Below are 21656 nucleotides of genomic sequence, written 5' to 3'. Positions count from 1 at the left end.
AAAGGAGAAAAATATGCCATTGAGCAAGGATATAATAAAACAATTAGAAGACATTGTTGGAACAGAATATTGTAAAACCAGCAATGCCGAGATTTATGCCTATGCATTCGACGGTGGAATACATCGCCATAAACCAGATGTTGTTGTCCAACCCCAGAATGCCCAGCAGGTTCAAAAGATAGTCCAGTTGGCAAATAAGTATAAGATACCGGTAGTACCAAGGGGAGCGGGTTCAGCATTGTGTGGACATAGCGTTCCGATTATGGGTGGAATTACGGTGGATATGCAGAAAATGAACAAGATAAAGGATATCCGAATCGGCGATATGTTTGTGATCTGTGAACCCGGTGTTGTTTGCGATAATTTTAACGCAGCAATAAAACCTTATAAATATTTTATTCCTGGACCGGCATCAAGTGAAGTAGCCACGATCGGTGGTATGGTGGCAATGAATGCCTCAGGAGAAAAGGCAGTAAAATATGGGGCAACAAGGGATTATGTTTTAGGGCTTGAGGTTGTGCTACCTACGGGCGAAATCGTAAGAATGGGAACACATACGATAAAACATTCCACCGGATATCAATTAGAAAGGCTGATGTGTGGTTCTGAAGGAATGCTCGGCATCATTACTGAGATTGTAATGAAGATCACTCCATTGCCACCAAAGATTGCCGGATGTATTGCTGCATTTGACGACCTTGAAAAGGCAGGTCAATGCGTTGCCAATATCATTGCCCATCCCATAATCCCATCACAATTGGAAATAATGTCCGCCCCATGTATCAAGGCGGTCAATAAAGCAGCCAAGATGAATCTACCTGAGGTAGAAGGGATTCTCTTAATTGAAATTGATGGCAGGCCCGAGACGATAAAACAGGATGTGGAGACCGTAGCAAAGATCTGCAAGGAGACTGGTGCGGTTTCTATGGAATTTACCGAAGATGAAGCTAAAATCACAGAAATCTGGAAGGCAAGAAAACAGATGATTCCTTCTTTGAGTATATTAAAAGAAGAGTATGCGACGACAATGCTTGCAGACGATATGGCGGTTCCAGTATCAAAGATTCCAAAGGCAGTTGCTGGAATATGGGAAATCTCACAGAAATATGATATCATAATCCCACCTTATGGTCATGCAGGTGATGGAAATCTCCATACCAAGGTATTGATGATTCCGACCGACCCGAAACACTGGGAACAGGCAAAGAAGGCTGTAGCCGAGATTTATCAATTGATTCGTGACCTCGGCGGGACAACGACTGGAGAACATGGTATAGGCATAACCAAGGCTGAAGAATTCCACAAAGAGAAGGGTGACCTGGTTCCGGCAATGAAGGCGATTAAAAGAGCTCTGGACCCGAACAATATAATGAATCCCAAAAAGATGATTGACTGGGATAAAGGATTTATGTATGACTTACGCTATCCACTCGATCAGAATAGAAAACTTGAAGGGCATCTGGCAAAATGGGAAAACGAGATGATGACCTGCACGATGTGCGGATATTGTAAGAATGTCTGTCCAACCTTTGTCAACCTGCTCTGGGACCCACCTTCAGGCCGTGGTAGAATGCAGCTTTCCTATGGTATCCTTGAAAAAGAACTTGAGATTGACGATTCAGTGGTAAAGGCGATATTCCAGTGCACACTATGCCGGGATTGCAATCGCCGTTGTCCGAGCAAGGTAAAGGTCCCGGATGTTGTGCGGGCAGCAAGGGCGGATTTAGTAGAAAAAGGATTTGCCTATCCCGCACATATTGATTTCATTGATAAGATAAAGAAGACAGGAAATATCTGGGGTGACACAGAATCAACTCCGCCGATTCAAGAAGGAGAGGTCACGGTATTTGTCGGCTGTCAATTCCTGGCAAGGCCCAATAAGACAAAGCAGTATTTGAAATTGTTTGAAAAACTCGGCTTAAAGCCAAAGGTGGTCAAAGAGGTATGCTGTGGTTATCCAATGGAAGCATTAGGATTCGTAAAAGATTTCGAAGAGCATAAGGAAAAATTCTTAAAGGCATTCCCCTTCAAGAATGCTATCACCCTCTGCCCCACCTGCACGGTCTATCTACGCGAGGCGTATAAAATAGATGCAAAACATGCATTACAGGTTATTGCGGAAAAATTGCCCAATGCAAATATAAAGAAATTAAGCGGTAAGGTAACCTATCATGACCCCTGTGATTTATCAAGGGGTGCAAAGATTGTGAAGGAACCGAGGGAAATCATTAAGGCACTTGGCTTGGAACTTGTGGAGATGAAATTTAAACAGGATACATCCCGTTGCTGTGGTGGCGGTGGTGGCATACTTGTCTCTGATAATCCGCTCTCTACAAAGATCGCTGAAACAAGGATTAAAGAAGCATTGAATACAAAGGTTGATACACTCGTTACTGCCAGTGCTACCTGTGAACAGGTATTAAAGAATGCAGCAACTGCCGTAGCAGAAAAAGGCGGTGGCAAAATCAATGTAATGGGCTTACAGGAAATGGTCTGGAAGGCTCTTTAACCACAAAGAATGAAAATCTGAACAGGAGCCACCGAAAGGTGGCTCTTTTTTTACAAAAAGTAATTATCCCTTGACTTTTTTAAAAAAATATGGATAATATTTTACTTATGAATAGAACTGAAGCCTTAAATTTAATATCACAAAAACTTAAAAACAAAAATCTTGTGAAGCATTGTCTGGCAGCAGAAGCCTGTTTAAAAGAACTCGCACGCCATTTTGGTGAAAATGAAGAATTTTGGGGACTCGCGGGTTTATTGCACGACATTGATTATGAAGAAACCCTAAATGATCCTTCACGCCATGGGATAATCGGTGGTGAACTTCTGGAAAAACAGGGTGTTTCATCTGAAATTGTTTATGCGATTAAGGTTCACGCCGGTCACTTAGCACCAAAATCACGTCTGGATTGGGCATTATTTGCCACTGACCCTTTGACCGGTTTGATCGTTGCTTCTGCACTCATGCATCCTGATAAAAAACTTGCCTCGCTTGATACCGATTTTGTTCTGAGAAGATTTAAAGAAAAAAGATTTGCAGCGGGTGCAAACCGTGAGCAGATTCTTGCCTGCAAAAATCTCGGTCTTGAACTTGACCAGTTTATTGAAATATGCCTGAAGGGAATGAAGTCCATAAGTAGCGACCTTGGTTTATGAGCAAAAAGATATTCACATTTGAAAATCTAATTTTCAAATTAAAAAACTACTGGCAGGAAAAGGGATGCCTCATATTTGAACCATATAATTCTGAAGTGGGTGCGGGCACATTTAATCCTGCCACATTTTTAAGAATACTCGGCAAGAAACCATGGAATGTCGCCTATGTTGAACCCTGTAGAAGACCAAGGGATGGCAGATACGGCGAAAATCCTAATCGTGTCCAGCAATATTATCAATTCCAGGTGATAATGAAACCCGCACCAGCAGATATACAGAGAATCTATTTAGAATCTCTTGAGGCACTCGGATTTAAACTTGGTGAGCACGAAGTGAAATTTGTTGAAGACGATTGGGAGAGCCCTACACTCGGTGCCTGGGGAATTGGCTGGGAGGTCTGGCTTGATGGTCTTGAAATTACCCAGTTTACTTATTTCCAGCAGGCGGGCGGCATTGACTTAGAAGTCATCCCTGTAGAAATCACCTATGGGTTGGAAAGAATATGTATGAACATTCAAGGCGTCTCATCAATATTTGATATAAAATGGAATGAAGAAATAACCTGGGGTGATATATATTTAGAAAATGAAAAGGAGTTTTCAAGGTACAATTTTGAAGAATCAGACCCCAAAAGACTTTTATTATTATTTAATGAATTTGAATCAGAATCAAAAGAACTTCTGAAAAAAGGGCTCGTATTCCCCGGATATGACTATGCAATAAAATGTTCCCACATATTCAATCTCATTGAGGCAAGAGGTGCGATAAGTGTATCAGAGAGGGCAAAAATGATTGCACGGGTGAGAAATCTCACATCTGAGGCAGCGCGATTGTATTTAGAAAAGATAACAGGAGAAAAGAGTAATGATTGACTTCCTTCTTGAAATTGGATTTGAAGAGTTCCCGCCGAGTTATCTCAACAAGACCGCAACCGAACTTCTGCAAAAAATAGAGGCACTATTCAAACGAGAAAGAATTTTTTATAGAACAATGCGTAAAATTTATACAAGCAGAAGAATCGGTGTGCTCGTTCTTGGCGTAGCAAAAAAACAAAAACCACAGACAGTAGAAATTCAAGGTCCGCCCAAAAAATTTGCCTATGATGAAAATGGCAAACCAACGAAGACGCTTGAAGGATTCCTCAATGCCCAAAATTTAAAAATAAGCGACATTAAGATTGTAAAAACAGAAAAAGGTGAATATGTATCGGCTACAAAAGAAGTCCCAGCAAAGGATACAGATGACATTTTATACTATGAAATTCCCAAAATAATTGCGAGTTTAGAATTTCCAAGAACCATGGTCTGGAATGGAGATAAGATTAGATTCCCAAGACCAATTCGTTGGATTGTAGGATTACTTGATAGGAAACCATTGAGGTTCAAGTATGCAGGGCTTGAAGCGGAGAGATACAGTATGCCCAATTTCCATTTCTCATTTGAACCAATTAGAATGGAAAAACCGCGTGAATATATGAATTTTTTAAGGCATGGTGGAGTCATTGTTGACCCGAACGAAAGACGCAAGATAATAAAAACACGGATAGATGAAAAGGCAAAAGAATTAAAAGGCGAACCTGTTTATGACGACAATATGATTGAAGAAATAAACTGCACCGTGGAATATCCTGATTCAGTGAGCGGAACATTTGAACCAGAGTTTTTAAAACTTCCTGAAGAGGTTCTCAAAACTACCCTCAGGGCACTGGGCAATCTTATCTGGGTAAAAGACACTAATAATTTCATCTGTGTATTCAACGGCAGGAGAAAGGCAGCCGAAAATGTCGCGCAGGGTTATGCGAGGGTATTAAAATCAAGATTACAGGATGCACTCTTTTATTATCAGAACGACCTTAAACTGGGGATTGAAAAAATGCAAGAAGCAACAAAAGAAATGGTCTGGTTAGAAGGGTTGGGCACAGTCTATGACAAAACAATGCGTCTGGTAAAATCAACAAAGAATTTTGAATCAATAAATGGTTTGAACGTAGAAGCACTAAAAAAGGCTGCGGAACTATGTAAGGCAGACCTTTGTTCAAATATGGTCAGAGAAAAAGAGTTCACTTCCTTGCAGGGAATCATGGGCTACTACTATGCAAAATCTGCCGGTGAAAAAGAAGATGTTGCCATTGCAATTAAAGAACATTATCTACCTTCGTTCAGCGGAGACAAAATACCCGAATCAAAAGAAGGGGCGGTATTATCCATTATTGACAAGATCGATAACATCATTGGTGCATTCCTTTCCGGACAGAGACCAACCGGCTCTTATGACCCGCTTGGTGTGAGAAGAAATGCCTATGGTATCTTTAATATTATTGATAAACATAATCTTGACATTGAACTATTACCTATCTTCTGGGAACACCTTAAATTATACAAAACTAATATTGAAAAAGCTCTTATTAGAGACTTCCTCATTGAAAGGGCTGAAAGATATCTTGAAGAACTCGGTTATAGATATGATGAGGTTGATGCCGCTATTTATAATACAAATCTAAATCTTTATGATACTAAACTCAGAACTGAAGCATTGAAAAATTTCCGTGGCAAAGAGGATTTTCTTAAACTTGTGATTGGACAGAAAAGAGTCCGCAACATTCTGAAGAATGTAAAAGAACCCGGTGATATTGATGAAGCCCTATTTGAAAAACCTGAAGAAAAAAATCTGTTCCAAAAGGGAAAAGAAGTTGAAGAAAAGATGCTCCCCCTTTTCCCTGAGAAAAATTACACCGATATAATGAAATTGTTGCTCAGTCTGCGCAAAGATATTGATAAATTTTTTGATGCAGTTCTCGTTATGTGCGAAGATAAGAACCTTCAGCGGAACAGACTCGCACTTGTAAATTATATCAATCAATTATTCTTGAAATTTGCTGACCTATCAAGGATTGTCATAGAAGGCGAAAAAGAAAAACAAAAGGCATAGCCAGGAGGAAAAATTAAAGAACTTTTCAATTCTCAAATAAATAAGACCTATATAGGTAAAAACATTCAAATTGCAGGATGGATATTCAAAATAAGAAATCTCGGCGGTCTTGTTTTTGTGGACCTAAAAGACCGCACCGGAATATTACAACTTGTAATCGATCCCAAAAAAATTCCATCAGCAAACGAACTAAATCTTCAAGATTGCATTGCCATAAAAGGTATCGTCCAGGAAAGACCTGAAAACCAGAAAAACCCGGATATTCCAACCGGCGATGTTGAACTGGCAGTAATGGAACTTACAATCCTTTCAAAATCAAAAACACCACCCTTCGTTGTTGAAGAACAACTTAAAGCAAGCGAAGAATTACGCTTAAAATACAGGTACCTTGACCTGAGACGGCTGACGATGCAAAGAATTATAATAATGCGCCATCAGATTGTAAATGCAATAAGGGAATATTTAAATAGTAAGGATTTTATTGAAATTGAAACACCGATCCTTACCAGAAGTATGCCTGAGGGTGCAAGGGATTATCTCGTTCCATCTCGCTTATATCCTGGGAAATTCTATGCCCTCGCCCAATCACCCCAGATGTATAAACAATTGCTGATGGTTGCAGGTTTTGAAAGATATTACCAGATCGCACGGTGTATGCGCGATGAAGATCCGAGGCATGACCGTCAGCCCGAATTCACTCAATTAGACCTTGAAATGTCATTTGTAAATGAAGAAGATATTTATGTTCTTATTGAAGGATTATTCCAGTATATCTTTAAAAAAGTATTGAATCAAGATTTAAAAATCCCATTTCAGAGATTTACATTTGAACAGGCTATCACAAAATATGGCACTGATAAACCTGATATCAGTTTCGGTTTAGAGATTAGCGATTTCACAGAAGATTTCAAAAAAGTAAATTTCCCACCATTCGCAGACAAAGAAAAAATTTGCGGAATTAAAATCCCGCAGGCAAAATCAATATCAAGGAAGATGCTTGATAGTTTCAGTGAGGAAGCGAAAAATAGAGGACTGGGTGGAATTTACTGGTTAAGAAAGGAAGGAAGTATCAGTGGTACCCTTTCAAAATATATTGAAGAGAATCTTCTCAATAAGATCGGACTTAATGATGGCGACCTTTTGATAACGACTGCCGGTGATAAAAAGATTTACTATTTCCTGGGTGAATTAAGAAATCAGATAGGTGATACATTAAATCTCCGTGGTAAAGGTTTCCATTTTCTCTGGGTCTATGATTTTCCACTCTTTGAGATAGATGAAAAAACGGGTAAAATAAATCCCTGCCACCACCCATTTACCCAACCAAAACCCGAAGATTTAAAACATCTGGATAGCGAGCCATTAAAGGTCAGAGGTAGACAGTATGACCTTGTCTTAAATGGAAACGAACTCGCATCAGGGAGTATCAGAAATCACAATAGAGAGTTGCAGGAAAGAATATTTGAGATTCTTGGTGTTGACAAAAAAACTGCCGCAGAGAAATTTGGTCTTTTACTTGAAGCCCTTGATTATGGCGCACCGCCCCATGGCGGCATTGCACCGGGTATAGAAAGGATTGTGATGCTCCTTGCGGGTGTAAAATCAATAAGGGATGTAATTGCATTTCCTAAGACTACCCAGGCACAAGGACTTCTTGAAAACATCCCTGACTTTGTTGAACCCGAACAACTAAAAGAACTTCATTTAAAGATTGAATAATTAAATTAATTAGATGTCTAATATCTTAAAAACCCGGGGTATTGTGCTCCGCACTTTCCCTTTTAAAGAATCAAGCCTATTCTGCTCAATCTTCACAGAAAGATTTGGTAAGTTAAAACTCATTGCCAAGGGTGCACGCAGACCAAAGAGTAAACTATGCGGCACCCTTGAACCATTGACCCTTTCGGAAATAATCTTTTATAAAAGGGAAGCAAAAGATATATATACATTATCCGACGCGGTAGTCATTGATGACTTTTCCAGAATAAAAATTTCACAATCGAAATTCACTGTCTGCGAAGCCATATGTGAATTCGTTGATAAAACAGCTGTATTGGAAGAACCTAATAGGCAACTTTATGAAGAAATACTTGGATTTTTTAAAAAAATATCCACGACTGAAGATAAAATAGCAGGTTGGGGGGCTCTGTTAATGCTCTTTAGACTACTCAAATTTGCGGGTGTGGAACCTCATTTAAATGATTGCGTCCGATGCCATAAACCAATTTTTGATAAAACAATATTAAATTTCAGCGTATTTGCGGGTGGTATTGTCTGTGAAGAACATTTTGACGAATCAGTTATTAAAATGGACAAAGAAGTGATAAAAACAATCATAAATGCCAAGGATAACATATCCCCATTAGAAATAAACCCTGCTGTGTTCCCATTATTGAAAAATCTATTAGAAAGTTATATTTTTTATCATCTGAACGGCACTACCTTGAATACCTTGAGGTTTATAAAATATTAAACCCCTCCGGCCGCAGCCCGAGGGCCACGACCGGGAGGGGAAAGATGATCTACTTTATTTGACAACCGAAATTAGTTTATGGTTTATTATATCCAGAATTTCAAAAAAGTCAATACCCTAAATCTCAACCACAAGTTCTCTGGGATATTTGGTAAGGTTAACAATTTGCCCTTTCTTATCAATATAAATCACATCCTCAAGCCTGATCCCATACCCTTTATCCGGATAATACAATCCTGGTTCAATTGTGAATACCATTCCCTTTTCGAGTCTATCCTGATTTGTCTTTAATAATCCAAAAGAAGGGCTCTCATGGACATTCAATCCCAGTCCATGGCCTAATGAATGACAATAACCGACCTGGGTTTTGGGATTGGATAAAAAAGTCGGATGGTTATGTTTTTCAAAATATTCGCAGACCTTTTTTTCAACATCCCTTGTTCTCTTACCTACTTTTAGATTTTCAAACGCAACATCCTGCGCCTCTTTTACAAGTTCAAAATCCTTTTTTGTGTAATCTGGTGCATAACCAAAGCAGACCGTCCTTGTAAAATCAAAAAAATATCCCCCACCAATTTCCTGAGGGAATATATCAAATACGATCGTCTTTCCTAATTTTATTGGCTCATTATCTTTACCTGCATTATGCGGAACACCAGCATCCCTACCCTGCGCCAGTATCATACCGCTTGAGTTAATATAGCCTTCTTTGAATAATTCATTAGAAATATTCTTTTTTAAATCCCTTATGAGCAATTTGTCATTTTTTTCTTTATAAATAAAACCATCCTTCACCTTCATCTTTCGCACCCATTCAATCGTCTTTGAAAATGCATTTACAACACCCTTCCTAACCTTTTTTATCCGCTCTATCTCATCCTCGCCTTTTGTCATTCTCAATCTCATTATCATTGTTTTTTCTGGTTCATATAAAATTTCCAGATTTTTATCAAGCCTTTTTAACTGTTTCAAAAAATTGTAACCATAACCGAGCGGTGCATTACCATAGAAAGCAATCCTGCCTTTTATTTTGAGGTCTTTTAGTACAGTATAAAGAAATACGGCATTCGCTTTAACCCTATCTTTATATTTGTTATATATCTCGTTCAGATTGTATCTGTTGAAACTTATCGTCTTCAATCCTGTTTTTAGTGCCTCTTCGCGTTCAATTTCAGAATGTAGCACATAGGCGGGCGACTTGTATTTTTTAATATACCAACCATTTACATTGACACCATTCAAAAGATAATACATTACCGCATCATTATGCGGACTACCGATTCCAATAATAGCGCTAACATCATTTTCTTTCATAAAATAATCAATGTCTTTTTTCATTTTTTATCTCCTCTTCATTTTTTTACTCCATTTTTTATTTTATGAAAAAACTTGCAACCTTAAAAAAGTTTTCAAGTATTATACCACCTGCTGGATGTTTATCATCATATCTCTCAGGGTGGAATTGAACTCCATAAATGGGTAAAGTTCTATGCTTCATTGCCTCTATAGGGCAGTTTGGTGATTCTGCAAGCAAAACAAATTCATAAGGGAGATTCTTCACCATTTCTTCATGCCCTTCCATCACCAAAAATTTTTCCGGTAGTCCTTCAAATAGTTCGTCATGATTTACCCTTTTCACCATATAATACCCCTCAATCTTCTGACCCATTGGCACAACATCTTCGTAGAACGCCATTGATATCAATTGATGTCCAAAACATATACCCAATATTGGTTTTTCACATCTTTTTATCATCTCCCCCACATTGGCATAAAGTTCATAAGTTCCAATCTCTGCAAGCTTTCTCTGGGAACCTGAAATGATTATTGCGTTGTAAAGTCTAACATCTTCTTCAACACCTATAACTGAAGCATCTTTTATTTCTACGACATCAGTGGTGATATCACTTATCACCTTATAAAGATGCTCAATCTGTGGTGAGTTTGGAAGATAACAATCAATTATTAATGTTCTCATATATCACCTCAAATAATGTATCTACCAATTTATTTTCTTTTACCCTTTTTATCTCATTACCTTTTGCAAATACCGCACCGAGCCCTTTTCCACAGGCAATACCAAAATCAGCTTCTTTTGCCTCACCCGGTCCATTTACAACACAACCCATTACCGCAATGTTAAGTGGTTTTTTTATCTTATTAAGTCTCTTCTCTACCTGATGAGCAATCTTTAATAAATCCACCTCACATCTGCCACAGGTAGGACATACAATCAACCTTGGGACGTATTCTCTCAAATTCAATGCCTGTAAAATTTCGTATCCCGCAACAACCTCTTTTACCGGGTCATCAGCAAGTGATACCCTTATCGTATCACCGATCCCTTTGTATAACAAAATACCTATACCAATTGCACTCCGGATACTTCCAGAAAACAAAAGCCCTGATTCGGTAACCCCGATATGCAATGGGAAATCAAATTTATTATCAATCGCCTCATATACTTCAACCGTTTTTAATACATCCGGGCATTTCGCTGAAATTACAATATTAGAAAAATTATGTTTATAAAAAATCTCAAGTGTCTCATTAAGTGTTTCAATTATTGCTTCGGTAGTTGGATGTTTATATCGGTGTAAAATCTCTTTCGGTAATGAACCAGAATTTATCCCGATTCTGATTGGTATTGAATGTTCCGATGCCTTTTTTATTATCTCGGTTATCTTCCACTCTTCGCCAATGTTGCCGGGATTTATACGAATCTTATCCACACCTGCGTCTATTGATTTCAATGCCAGTCGGTAATCAAAATGGATATCAGCGACCAATGGGATTTTAACTTGCCTTTTAATATCCTTTAATGCCTCGGCATCAATCCTGTTCATAACTGCAAGCCGAACAATTTCACAGCCTGATTTTTCAAGTCTTTTGATTTGATTAACGGTTTTTTTTATATCAGAAGTTTTGGTTTTTGTCATTGATTGCACAACCACAGGATTTTTACCACCGATAAATATGTTCCCAACCTTTACGGCTTTCTTTTGTTTTCTCATTCCTTTTCTCGCTTTATCCGTGCACCAAGCATCCTCAATTTTTTTTCAAATTTTTCATAACCCCGATCAAGATGATAAATGCGGCGCACATAGGTCTTCCCCTTTGCCGCAAGCCCCGCCAGAACAAGACAGGCTGAAGCACGTAAATCAGATGCCATCACATAGGTGCCACTCAAATTCTTTACGCCTTTTATCACTGCAGTATCACCTTCAAGCGTGATATTAGCACCCATTCTGGACAATTCCACTGCCTGCATAAATCTATTCTCAAAGATTGTCTCCTTAATGGTACTCGTTCCGGACCCCAAGGAGAGCAATGCCATAAATTGGGCCTGCATATCAGTGGGAAAACCGGGGTAAGGCGCCACAAATATATCGGCCGGTTTTATTGGCCTATTGCCCTTAACAATTATTTCATTATCCCCAACCTGAATGTCAGCCCCTATCTCCCTGAGTTTATCAATCACTGCGGTTAGATGTTCGTGTTTACAATTCTTTATTGTAACATCACCATTGGTTATTGATGATGCTACAGCAAAAGTGCCGGCCTCAATACGGTCAGGGATGATTCTGTATCGCACTTCAACCGGACACCAGTTTCCCCTGATTGTAATTTGATTTGTTCCCGCACCTTTTATATTCACACCCAAAGTCCTCAAAAAATTTGCCACATCAACAACTTCAGGTTCACAGGCAGCAAAATTTATAGTGGTTGTACCGTGAGCGCCGGTAGCAGCAAGCATAACATTTATGGTAGCCCCTACCGAAGTTCCCTTTGCACCTTGAAGATTTATCTCTGTCCCTTTTAAATTTTTGCATTCAGCCACAATATAGCCCTGTTCAATATCCACATTACAACCAAGTGTTTTTATCCCTTTGATATGTAAATCAACCGGTCTTGGCCCGATTGCACATCCACCCGGGAGAGAAACTCTCGCTTTTTTCTCACGTGCAATCAAAGAACCGAGTACATAATAAGATGCCCTCATTTTTCTAACAATATTGTAGGGGGCAATGATGCGTTTTATTTTCGGTGTATAAATCTCAAGGATATTTTTTTTAAACTTTACATTAGCACCAAGATACTCAACAAGTTGAATCATTGTATGCACATCCATAACATCAGGGACATTTTCAATAATGACTCTTTTGTCGGTCAGGAGCGATGCAGCGATTATTGGCAATGCTGAATTCTTTGCACCTGAAATTTCTACCACACCCGTTAATCTCTTTCCGCCTTCTATTACAAATCTATCCATAAAAAAGATTATAGTTATTTTTATAAAAATGTCAATAAGAACAACGCTTGACTTTATTCTTTTTTTAAATATACTTCAGTAATCAGGCGGCATAGCCAAGCAGCAAGGCGGCGGTCTGCAAAACCGCTATTCGCCGGTGCAAATCCGGCTGCCGCCTTTTAAGGTATATAAACCCGATTATTTTTTCTTACCGCCCGTAATTTTTGCGAACAAAATTCCTATTTCAATAAGGAGTATTAAAGGGATAGATATCAACAAAAGAGTAAACATATCACCGGTCGGTGTTATTATTGCTGCAATTATAAGGACTCCGACAATGAATTCGGCACGATGTCGGGTTATTGTTCGCGCATCCATAATGCCGAGTTTAATCAAAAAGAAAATAATCAAAGGTAATTGAAATAAAAAACCGCTACCAATAGCACACCAGAAGATAAATTCAAGGATTTTATTGATATTCATTATTGGTTTAATATTCTCTGTGCCAAAAGAAAAGAAAAATTTCAAGCCCAGTGGAATCAAAATAAAATATGCGAAGGCAAGTCCGATAAAAAATAATATCATCCCGGAAATCAAAAAAGGCAAAGAAACCTGCTGTTCTCTTTTAGTCAATCCCGGACCAATAAATGCCCATATCTGATAGAGTATTATCGGAAATGAAAGAAAAATACCCGCAAATATCGCAACCTTGATATTAACTATAAATGCCTCAGTTGGTGAAAAGAAATAAGCGGTCTCAATATTTATCCATTCAATAATAAAGTGCAGAATTTTGCGAGAGAAGAAAAAACAGATCACCGAAAAAACTAAAACAAAACCAATTGAGATTAATATCCTTTTTCTTAATTCTTCAAGATGTTCAATAAATGATGCCTGTTTTTCCTTCAGGAACACCTCAATCGCGGTATTTTATCGGCAGGCGATAGATACAATTATCAGAAATGGCGATAATATCTTCGTTAACAACTGCCACATTATTATATTTTATACGCGGAAGATTGTATATAGGATTGTATAATTGTGTCTCGGGGTCAAAGTAGTTAATTCCAGAACCAGTAGCACAATATAATATCTTACCATCCGAATCTATATCATAAATATTGAAATAAGGTAAAAGAATTACATTCGTATCACTATCTATTAGAATTGAATCTCCAAAAGGTTTGTATCTTATCAACTGGTTATCAACTGTAAGAAAGTAAAAATTTGATTTCACTTCACATATATCCTTTGCTCCCCAGGGCATTATCTGAAACCATTGGTTGAGTCTCTGGTCAAATCTGTAAGTAGCAAATTCTCCACCGACAAATATTTGTTCATTAGACGGGTAAATTACATATACCGGATAACGGTCTGGACCAAATTCAATAGGTTCTCTTGTTTCCCTTAGAATCTTATACATACCATCAACAGTGCCCACATAAATACTTGTTTGGTCAAAATTGAGTGTTATAATATTATTACCAAATTGAGTAATCGGCAGTGATACTGCACCACTGATTTTCGTAAGTTGGCTGCCAAAAGATATAATGTATTCATTCCCGATAAACAAAAAATCACCGGGTTTCTTTGATAGCCTGAAATAGCTCCACAGATTTTTGCCGTCAGATGACAAACTTGAAATCCCTGCCTCAGAAATAAAATAATATTTGTCGTTAAACTTTTTAAGTTTTATATTGTAGGTGCTCAGGGGTCCGTATATAATGCGGTCTCTCACCAGCGACACCGTGTTGTATCTCAATATTCCATACTTGTTAGTGCCGACATACAAATATATCCCATCCTGATAGAGGGCAGTGATTTCATATTGATAAAATGGGTCGTTCGTTTCATTTAAATAATCCTGATAGAAAAATGGAGAAAGAAATCTGTAATTGTCCAGTAATTTTTTCTCAAAAATATTGTACCATACCGTATTTTCAGGGAATTCAGATACTATCTCAAATTTTCCAGTTATACGGTCAAGCGCAATTTTTTTCTGAGAGAGGATATAAACCTTATCCGATGTCAGACCAATACTTTTCACAAAGTTATTGAAATGATATTCCCTTATACTACCCGAACTTATGTTATAACGAACGATTGAATTGACACTTGAAATCCAGAGTTCGTCATAAAATGGGTCATAGGCAACGAGTGAAATATCCTGACTAAAATATGTCGTCCTTATAAGTTCCAATGTATTTTTATCAAAAAACAAAAGATAATTATCACTTATTGCAAAAATTTTATTCATTGATGTAGCAATGGATTTTATCTTCCCCAGCGGTGGAATTATCTCATAGTGGTCTAAAAATATATTCTGGGGATATATCTCAATTGCATATAATTTAAGAAAAATGACTAATAAAATTATAATCCAATTTTTTTTATTCATCACATTTGTTCTTTTTCATACTCTTTATTTATAATAAAATTCAAACTCTTTGGTATGTAATCAATCAAATCGCCAGCGATGAGCGAATATTCGTTATGTTCTTTTACATATAGGTCAGCACAAAGACCATGAAGAAATACACCACCGATTGCTGAAGAGATAGTTGTCAAACCCTGGGCAAGCAAACCACCGATCATTCCAACAAGAACATCACCACTTCCCGCGGTTGCCAGGCCAGAGTTTCCCGTGGAATTTACATATAATTCACCCTCTGGTGAGGCAATCACTGTCGGCGCTCCTTTAAGGATCAAAATTCCCCCAAACTCTTTCGCATATTTCAATGCCAGATCTATCCTTTCTTCATTGATTCTTGGAATCGGTAATCCAGTCAATCTTGATAATTCTCCAGGATGGGGTGTTAGAATAAAATCGGTTTTTATTTTCTTAAATATCTTCACATCCTGACTGATGATATTGAGTGCATCAGCATCAATGATAGTTGGAATCTTTAATTGTGGTAATAAATTTGTAACAAACTCAGCAGTTTCTTTATTAGTTGTTAATCCCGGACCGATTATCACCACATCGGTCTTATCCAGTAAAGGAATAATTGTATCAACTGCCCTGGCACTTATGGTCTCTTCGTTAGTTTGCTTGAGTGGAACTTTTACCACTTCAAGTAATTTTGCCTCAAGGCTATCCATAATCCCTTCAGGTGCTGCAAGTCGGACTAAACCCGCACCCATACGTAAACAAGAAATTGAAGCCATTGCCGCTGCTCCGGAAAATCCCCTGGCACCGGCAATTATCAAAACCTGCCCGAATGTCCCCTTGTTGCCGGCAGGGTCGCGGAAAGGTAGAATGTCATAAATATCGTCATACTCCAAAATGTGCGGAAATCCTTTATCAATCAATTCATAGGGCACACCAATATCAACGAGATAAATATCACCGCAGAATGCCCTTCCTGGATAGAGAAAATTTCCTCGTTTGGGCAAACACATCACCGCTGTGGCATCAGCAATGACGCAGGACTCTTCAAATCTTCCGGTATCGCCGTTGATTCCAGAAGGGATATCCACTGAAAAGACAAAGGCATCACTATTATTAATCAGTCTTATCGCCTCAAGAAAAATTCCTTCAGGTTTTCCTTTAAACCCAGTTCCAAAGATTGCATCAATGATACAATCATATTTGTAGTTCTGAAAAACCTTTCTCAATTTTTGTACTGAGTTAATTTCAATGACTTCAAATTTTGCCTTTCTGGCTATCTGATAATTCAGCAGGGCATCGCCTTTGAGCTCATCCCCCCTGCCAAGCAAGACAATCCGAACATTACTACCATGATTTTTTAAATGACGAGCAATAACAAATCCATCACCACCATTATTCCCCTTGCCACAGACGACCAAAACATTCAAGCCTTCAAGTTCAAAATATTCCCTCAGCACCTCCACGCTTCCCCTTCCCGCATTTTCCATTAAAACTGTGCCCGAGATTTTTAAAAATTCCTGTGCCCATTTATCTATCTCTTGCATTTCCCGATTATTTACCAGCCGCATAATTTAATTTTATAAAAAAAAATAATAAAGTCAATATGGATATAAAAAACGACTTACTCATTGACACCTAAAAATTTTTATGTAAAATTTTACAAAGAGAGAATTATGTTAATCGTGCTGTTTTTACTCGGTCAAACTATTATTACTGATTTCCAGGTGAATAGCGAAGATTATCCGGGTCATTCGCCGCAGTTATATCCATCAATTACATGTTATGATTCAGGCGGAGCAATAATCTGGTATGACTTGCGCACTCCTACCAACGGAATGAGAGTATTCGGAACTTTAATAAATGCCTTTGGTGATACAATAAACACAAATTTCTGTTTGAACGATGATACAACAGCTGGCTGTATGAGTCAACCTTCCATTGATGGTGACACAAGTGGCAATTTCGTAATTGTTTATATCCAGCGTCAAAATGTGCTCTCCCGAAGATTTAATAAGAACGGCATTCCCTATGGTCTTTCTTTTGTAGTAAATTCAGTTTCGGGTTGTTCATATCCGGCAATTGCGGTTTCAAAAAGCGGCAGATCTGTTATTGTCTGGTTAAAAAATTATGAAAATAGAATATATGGACAGATTTTCGATGCAAATGGGAATCCGGTTGGCACAAATTTCTTGGTCTCGGATTCAGCAGTTGCCTACAGTTATCAAATTCCTGGTGTCGGCATAAAAGATAATGGTAATTTTATTGTATCCTGGTCTTTCAATAACGAAATCTGGGCACAGATATTTGACTCGGTGGGCAATAGAATTGGTGAAAATTTCAAACTCATAAATGATACAGCGAGTACAAGCGAAAGTTATCCGAAATTAAAATTTGATGAACAGGGCAATCTTTTTGTATCCTGGATGGCAAGTGTTGGTGGACAGGGTGATATAAACTGTCAGATATTTGATTCAACACTCACGCCGATCACGGGGATAATTAAAATTGATGAGGTTGGTATTGATACTGCTCGGTATCAGGCTATAGCCGTCAAGGATTCAATCTTTTTTGTCGCATTTCAAAATGGAATTAGCGCCGTCTATTTACAGCGAATTAAGTGTAATGGAGAGCTAATCGGAAATAATATCCGCATAAGTGAACCCGTAGGCACACGTAATATGAATCCCAAAATAGATTTAACCTCCCAATACTTTATCATAACCTGGGCAAGATGTTTGAGTGGAAATATATATGATATTTTGTGCCAAAAGGTCTCATTTGATGGTAATCTTATCGGAAACAATTATGTAATTACTGATGACAAAGGTGGTGAAGCCCAAATCTTGCCTGGCATCGTGGCAGATAATAATGGTAACTTCTTTATCGTCTGGACTGACTGGCGGCGTTATCCGGATTATTTTAACCTCCCAAATTGTTACGGCAGACGCTATAATGCCTATGCCAATCCCTATGGTGATGATTTTAGAATCAACACCTATGCGAATGCTGATTATTCAACAATCGGGATAAATTCAAATATCTATCTTGTTGTCTGGGCAAGAACTTTACCCGATTCAAATCATCAGATTTATGCCCAGAGATTTGATTATGATGGCAACCCCATTGGTGAAAATTATCAAATTAGCATTTCTTCAGGAATAGATCAACTATCATTCCCGAGAATAACCACCCTGTCCAATGGTCGTTTCGTAGTGATTTGGCATGAGAATATCGCAACCATTGATAAAATCTACGGAATGATTTTGGATACTATGGGCATCCCCTATGGTAATCAATTCAATCCCTATGTTGATTCTTCGGGATATAATTTGGGTTGGTCCGCAGTGGACGAAGGTAATGGAAAGTTTGTTGTGCCTATTTCATGCAACACTGGTGATTCAGTCATTATCGCCATTCAGGAATTTGACTACAACGGCATTCCAGTATCTTCATCAATAATTCTTAATGACGAACCGGCATCGTATTATCCTATCTGTGGAGCAAGGGGCATTGACCGCTACTTATTTGTCTGGCTTAACGCAAATCAAACAAAAATGATCGGTCAGTTTCTGGACAGCACGCTCCAGAAAATTGGCAATAATTTTATCATTAGTGACGATACAATTGCTTATAAAAACTTTTATTCGGTTGTTTCCAACAGCGATGGGAAATTCTTTGTCCTATGGGATGATCAGCCTAATGGCAATGCTGACCTTTTTGGACAATTTTTTGATTCGCAAGGCAACAAGATTGGTGATAATTTCCGGGTTGATAATGATACAACCAATGCTGAACAATCATATGCCAGTTGTTTCTCAGCAAACAATCGCATTTATATCGTATGGAACGATACCCGCATACCCGCCCACTGGTTTGATGTTTATTGCAAGATAATTGAATGGCCCGATGGACAGGAAATTATGGAGGTAGAAAAAATTAGCCACAAAATCGCCCTTATCGTTTCTCCAAATCCATTCAAAAACCATTGCTTGATTAAATTCCAAATCCAAAACAAATCCGCAATCCGAAATCCGAAATCCGAAATTTCTTTAAAGATCTATGACGTTTCAGGTCGTGTTGTACAATCCTTTAATCCTGAATCCTGTATCCTGAATCATACATCAGGTATCATCTGGTCTGGTAATGATGATTTGGGTCGCCGTCTTCCTGCGGGTGTCTATTTTGTGCGGTTAGAGGCAGGTGATTATAAGCAGGGTGAGAAGGCGATTCTTTTGAGATGATGGAAGTTAGGTGAGGAAGTGGGTTAGGAGGTTGGATACTGATTTCTATTTTTTAGTGTTGTCTTTAGTCTTCCTTTTTCAAATCCCCTTAATCCCCCTTTTCTAAGGGGGGGGAAATAGGGGGATTAGGCTGATAGACGAAACCATTTGACGATAGGAGCGGCGAAACCGTAAAACGATAGCCGATTTTTTGGAGTGCATTAGATTGCTAATGCGCTGTTCAATTCGCAATTCGAAATCCGAATTGTCATTGCGAGTCCCGTTGGGGCAAAGCAATCTCATTCGTTAAATTCATAATTTCCATTCCGTTTTTTAAAAAAATTGGGATTTAATTATTGTTTGGGATTTGGTGCTTGGGATTTGAGATTTGATTAACGATACCGTAAACCGTATAACCTTGTTGACTCCTTTCATATTATGGATAAAATCAATTACTGGGGGTCAGGATGAGAATATTAATGTATGTGTGCTTGTTAATCTGTGCTTATGGGACAACATATTATGTTTCAGTCAATGGAAATGATAATTGGTCCGGGACCAGTCCTGATTCTGCCTGGCGCCATATCAATCGTGCGTGTTCTACGGTCGTTGCCGGTGATACTGTCCTGGTACTTCCTGGTTTTTATGCTGAAAGGGTATTATTCAGACGCTCGGGCAATCCCGCTCAAAAGATTGTCTTCAAATCCGATCCAAGAAGAACCGCCACGACCTGGGGTTTTGATACCAATTCACCAACCTATGGAAGTTATACACGGATTGAAGGTTTTAATATTGAATGGGATACATCTCTAACAAGTTGGCGTGATTTTGGCATTTTCATTAATAGCAACAATGTTGAAATAGTTGATAACTACATTGCCAATTTTCGTAAGACTGCAATCCAGGGCAACTGGTCACAGCCCTGGCGAAGGGATATTTATATTGCAAACAATAAAATCTTCCATTGTCAGATGGGGATAGGTGTCCAGGGCACGAACTGGACAATTGAAAACAATGAGATAGAAAAACTTTTCTATTACCGACCTGGCGATTGTGATTATACAAGATTCTTTGGTGATAGCATTTTATTCAAAAATAATTACTTCCACGGGACTGACTTTGATTCCGTGGGCAGTGCCCATGTAGATTGTTTCCAGACATTTGATAATAATGGTGAGCATGCCTGTTATGTAACGATTGATGGGAATCGTGGTTTTGATTTTCACCAGGCTTTTATGGGTGAAGCAAATTACTATCATAATTCCCATGATATAATTTTTAAGAATAACATCTTTGCTCGTGGTGGTGCATGGGGACTCTGTGTCAAAAATATCGGTAATGTGAAAGTCTATAATAACACCTTTGCCTATATCAGATGGCATGGAGTCGGATTTGAAGGGCAATATGCCCAGAATGAAGATGTAAGAAACAATATCTTTTTCAACACCAACACGAGTTACTGGTGGGCGGATACTGCTACGGCAACTGGTGATTATAATCTTATCTTTGGTGCCAGCCCACCAACTGTGGTTGGACCACACGATATCTTGAATCAGGACCCATTATTTGTTGACTCAATACACAACGATTTCCAACTCCAGCCTAATTCACCAGCAATTGACCATGGTGACTCACTCCTTGAAGTTCTTTATGATATTATTGGCGTCTCCCGTCCTCAGGGATTGCGCTGGGATATCGGTGCTTATGAATATGTTGCGGGTGGGGTTACAGATAATAGAAAACAACAAAAAATAATAAATAATCCAGTTATCATTCCCAATCCATTTTCGCATTTTGCAATATTAGAAGGTAGTAAAAATCAAAATTGCACGGTTTATGATATAAGCGGTAGAAAGATAAGAACATATTCAACGGAAAAAATTGGGGCGGACCTGAACCCTGGCGTATATTTTGTCAGTGTTAATGAGCAATTCTTACGCGTAGTAAAAGTCAAGTAGTAAAGTTCTTATACTAATAAGGTTTAAGGAAAGTGGTATTTAATAGCAGGTAATCTTCTTTGGATAAAATACAAATATACTTCGTTGTTAACTAAAATCCCCCTTAGTTCCCCTTTTCCAAAGGGGGAGATTAATATCATTTGTAGTAGCAGAGTTTACTCTGCAGGGTGGTATGCAATAAAAATTGTAGTGGCAGAGCTTGCTCTGCAAAAATATCGGTCAAGCGAGCTTAACCACTACGGGAGAGGATTGTCAAGCGAGCTTGACCACT

The 21656-nt window shown here is 38.4% G+C and carries 15 protein-coding genes and 1 tRNA gene; 9 read left to right on the top strand and 7 right to left on the bottom strand.

Features of this window, described 5'->3' with window-relative positions; genetic code table 11:
• Positions 1-13: 13 nt before the first annotated feature.
• From ABIL69_03700 to recO, 6 genes are all read left to right on the top strand, one after another.
• The gene (locus ABIL69_03700; GenBank protein MEO0123088.1) at positions 14-2509 is read left to right on the top strand and encodes an FAD-binding and (Fe-S)-binding domain-containing protein; all 2496 of its coding nucleotides are present in this window, start codon (positions 14-16) and stop codon (positions 2507-2509) included.
• A gap of 107 nt (positions 2510-2616) precedes the next feature.
• On the top strand, positions 2617-3162 hold the full coding sequence (locus tag ABIL69_03695) for an HDIG domain-containing metalloprotein (protein ID MEO0123087.1): 546 nt from the start codon (positions 2617-2619) through the stop codon (positions 3160-3162).
• A complete protein-coding gene (locus ABIL69_03690) occupies positions 3159-4034 on the top strand; it encodes a glycine--tRNA ligase subunit alpha (protein ID MEO0123086.1) in 876 nt (291 codons plus the stop codon). Before ABIL69_03695 ends, ABIL69_03690 begins: the two co-directional genes overlap by 4 nt.
• Entirely contained in the window at positions 4027-6090 is a 2064-nt protein-coding gene (gene glyS / locus ABIL69_03685) for a glycine--tRNA ligase subunit beta (GenBank protein ID MEO0123085.1), read from the top strand. The genes ABIL69_03690 and glyS overlap by 8 nt, the downstream gene beginning before the upstream one ends.
• A gap of 12 nt (positions 6091-6102) precedes the next feature.
• Positions 6103-7809, top strand: coding sequence for an aspartate--tRNA ligase (gene aspS, locus ABIL69_03680; protein ID MEO0123084.1), 1707 nt, complete (start codon positions 6103-6105; stop codon positions 7807-7809).
• A gap of 13 nt (positions 7810-7822) precedes the next feature.
• Positions 7823-8563: a DNA repair protein RecO gene (gene recO, locus ABIL69_03675; protein ID MEO0123083.1), complete on the top strand. Its 741-nt coding sequence runs from the start codon at positions 7823-7825 to the stop codon at positions 8561-8563.
• Positions 8564-8680: 117 nt separating this feature from the next.
• On the opposite strand, the gene ABIL69_03670 is transcribed toward recO, so the two are convergent.
• Genes ABIL69_03670 through murA form a run of 4 tightly spaced genes read right to left on the bottom strand, consistent with a single transcriptional unit; the run spans position 8681 to position 12836 of the window.
• The gene (locus ABIL69_03670) at positions 8681-9901 is read right to left on the bottom strand and encodes a Xaa-Pro peptidase family protein (GenBank protein MEO0123082.1); all 1221 of its coding nucleotides are present in this window, start codon (positions 9899-9901) and stop codon (positions 8681-8683) included.
• 34 nt (positions 9902-9935) lie between these two features.
• Positions 9936-10541 (bottom strand): gamma-glutamyl-gamma-aminobutyrate hydrolase family protein, encoded by a 606-nt coding sequence (locus ABIL69_03665; protein MEO0123081.1) that lies wholly within the window; start codon positions 10539-10541, stop codon positions 9936-9938.
• Complete coding sequence (ispG, locus tag ABIL69_03660) at positions 10522-11577, bottom strand: flavodoxin-dependent (E)-4-hydroxy-3-methylbut-2-enyl-diphosphate synthase (GenBank protein ID MEO0123080.1); 1056 nt, start codon at positions 11575-11577, stop codon at positions 10522-10524. Before ispG ends, ABIL69_03665 begins: the two co-directional genes overlap by 20 nt.
• On the bottom strand, positions 11574-12836 hold the full coding sequence (gene murA / locus ABIL69_03655; GenBank protein MEO0123079.1) for a UDP-N-acetylglucosamine 1-carboxyvinyltransferase: 1263 nt from the start codon (positions 12834-12836) through the stop codon (positions 11574-11576). The genes ispG and murA overlap by 4 nt, the downstream gene beginning before the upstream one ends.
• A gap of 85 nt (positions 12837-12921) precedes the next feature.
• Here murA and ABIL69_03650 point away from each other — a divergent pair.
• A tRNA-Cys gene (locus ABIL69_03650) sits at positions 12922-12993 on the top strand.
• Positions 12994-13013: 20 nt separating this feature from the next.
• On the opposite strand, the gene tatC is transcribed toward ABIL69_03650, so the two are convergent.
• From tatC to ABIL69_03635, 3 genes are read right to left on the bottom strand one after another with little or no spacing between them, the layout of a single operon-like run.
• Positions 13014-13730 (bottom strand): twin-arginine translocase subunit TatC, encoded by a 717-nt coding sequence (gene tatC, locus ABIL69_03645; GenBank protein ID MEO0123078.1) that lies wholly within the window; start codon positions 13728-13730, stop codon positions 13014-13016.
• A gap of 1 nt (position 13731) precedes the next feature.
• A complete protein-coding gene (locus ABIL69_03640) occupies positions 13732-15213 on the bottom strand; it encodes a hypothetical protein (GenBank protein ID MEO0123077.1) in 1482 nt (493 codons plus the stop codon).
• The gene (locus tag ABIL69_03635; GenBank protein ID MEO0123076.1) at positions 15213-16775 is read right to left on the bottom strand and encodes an NAD(P)H-hydrate dehydratase; all 1563 of its coding nucleotides are present in this window, start codon (positions 16773-16775) and stop codon (positions 15213-15215) included. Before ABIL69_03635 ends, ABIL69_03640 begins: the two co-directional genes overlap by 1 nt.
• 105 nt (positions 16776-16880) lie before the next feature.
• Between ABIL69_03635 and ABIL69_03630 the strand changes: the two genes are divergently transcribed.
• The gene (locus ABIL69_03630; GenBank protein ID MEO0123075.1) at positions 16881-19448 is read left to right on the top strand and encodes a T9SS type A sorting domain-containing protein; all 2568 of its coding nucleotides are present in this window, start codon (positions 16881-16883) and stop codon (positions 19446-19448) included.
• Between the two features lie 446 nt (positions 19449-19894).
• Entirely contained in the window at positions 19895-21385 is a 1491-nt protein-coding gene (locus ABIL69_03625; GenBank protein MEO0123074.1) for a choice-of-anchor Q domain-containing protein, read from the top strand.
• Positions 21386-21656: the final 271 nt, after the last annotated feature.

It is taken from the genome of candidate division WOR-3 bacterium, assembly GCA_039802005.1.
GTDB lineage: Bacteria > Hydrothermota > Tepidihabitantia > SM23-42 > JAOAFX01 > JAOAFX01.
The sequence above is the reverse complement of the archived record's forward strand: the minus strand, read 5'-3'. Positions and strand labels throughout refer to the sequence as shown.

Coding starts and splice junctions, on each gene's coding strand:
- ABIL69_03700 (MEO0123088.1), top strand. CDS start 14: ATGCCATTGAGCAAGGATATAATAAAACAATTAGAAGACATTGTTGGA.
- ABIL69_03695 (MEO0123087.1), top strand. CDS start 2,617: ATGAATAGAACTGAAGCCTTAAATTTAATATCACAAAAACTTAAAAAC.
- ABIL69_03690 (MEO0123086.1), top strand. CDS start 3,159: ATGAGCAAAAAGATATTCACATTTGAAAATCTAATTTTCAAATTAAAA.
- glyS (MEO0123085.1), top strand. CDS start 4,027: ATGATTGACTTCCTTCTTGAAATTGGATTTGAAGAGTTCCCGCCGAGT.
- recO (MEO0123083.1), top strand. CDS start 7,823: ATGTCTAATATCTTAAAAACCCGGGGTATTGTGCTCCGCACTTTCCCT.
- ABIL69_03670 (MEO0123082.1), bottom strand. CDS start 9,901: ATGAAAAAAGACATTGATTATTTTATGAAAGAAAATGATGTTAGCGCT.
- ABIL69_03665 (MEO0123081.1), bottom strand. CDS start 10,541: ATGAGAACATTAATAATTGATTGTTATCTTCCAAACTCACCACAGATT.
- ispG (MEO0123080.1), bottom strand. CDS start 11,577: ATGAGAAAACAAAAGAAAGCCGTAAAGGTTGGGAACATATTTATCGGT.
- murA (MEO0123079.1), bottom strand. CDS start 12,836: ATGGATAGATTTGTAATAGAAGGCGGAAAGAGATTAACGGGTGTGGTA.
- ABIL69_03640 (MEO0123077.1), bottom strand. CDS start 15,213: ATGAATAAAAAAAATTGGATTATAATTTTATTAGTCATTTTTCTTAAA.
- ABIL69_03635 (MEO0123076.1), bottom strand. CDS start 16,775: ATGCGGCTGGTAAATAATCGGGAAATGCAAGAGATAGATAAATGGGCA.
- ABIL69_03630 (MEO0123075.1), top strand. CDS start 16,881: ATGTTAATCGTGCTGTTTTTACTCGGTCAAACTATTATTACTGATTTC.
- ABIL69_03625 (MEO0123074.1), top strand. CDS start 19,895: ATGAGAATATTAATGTATGTGTGCTTGTTAATCTGTGCTTATGGGACA.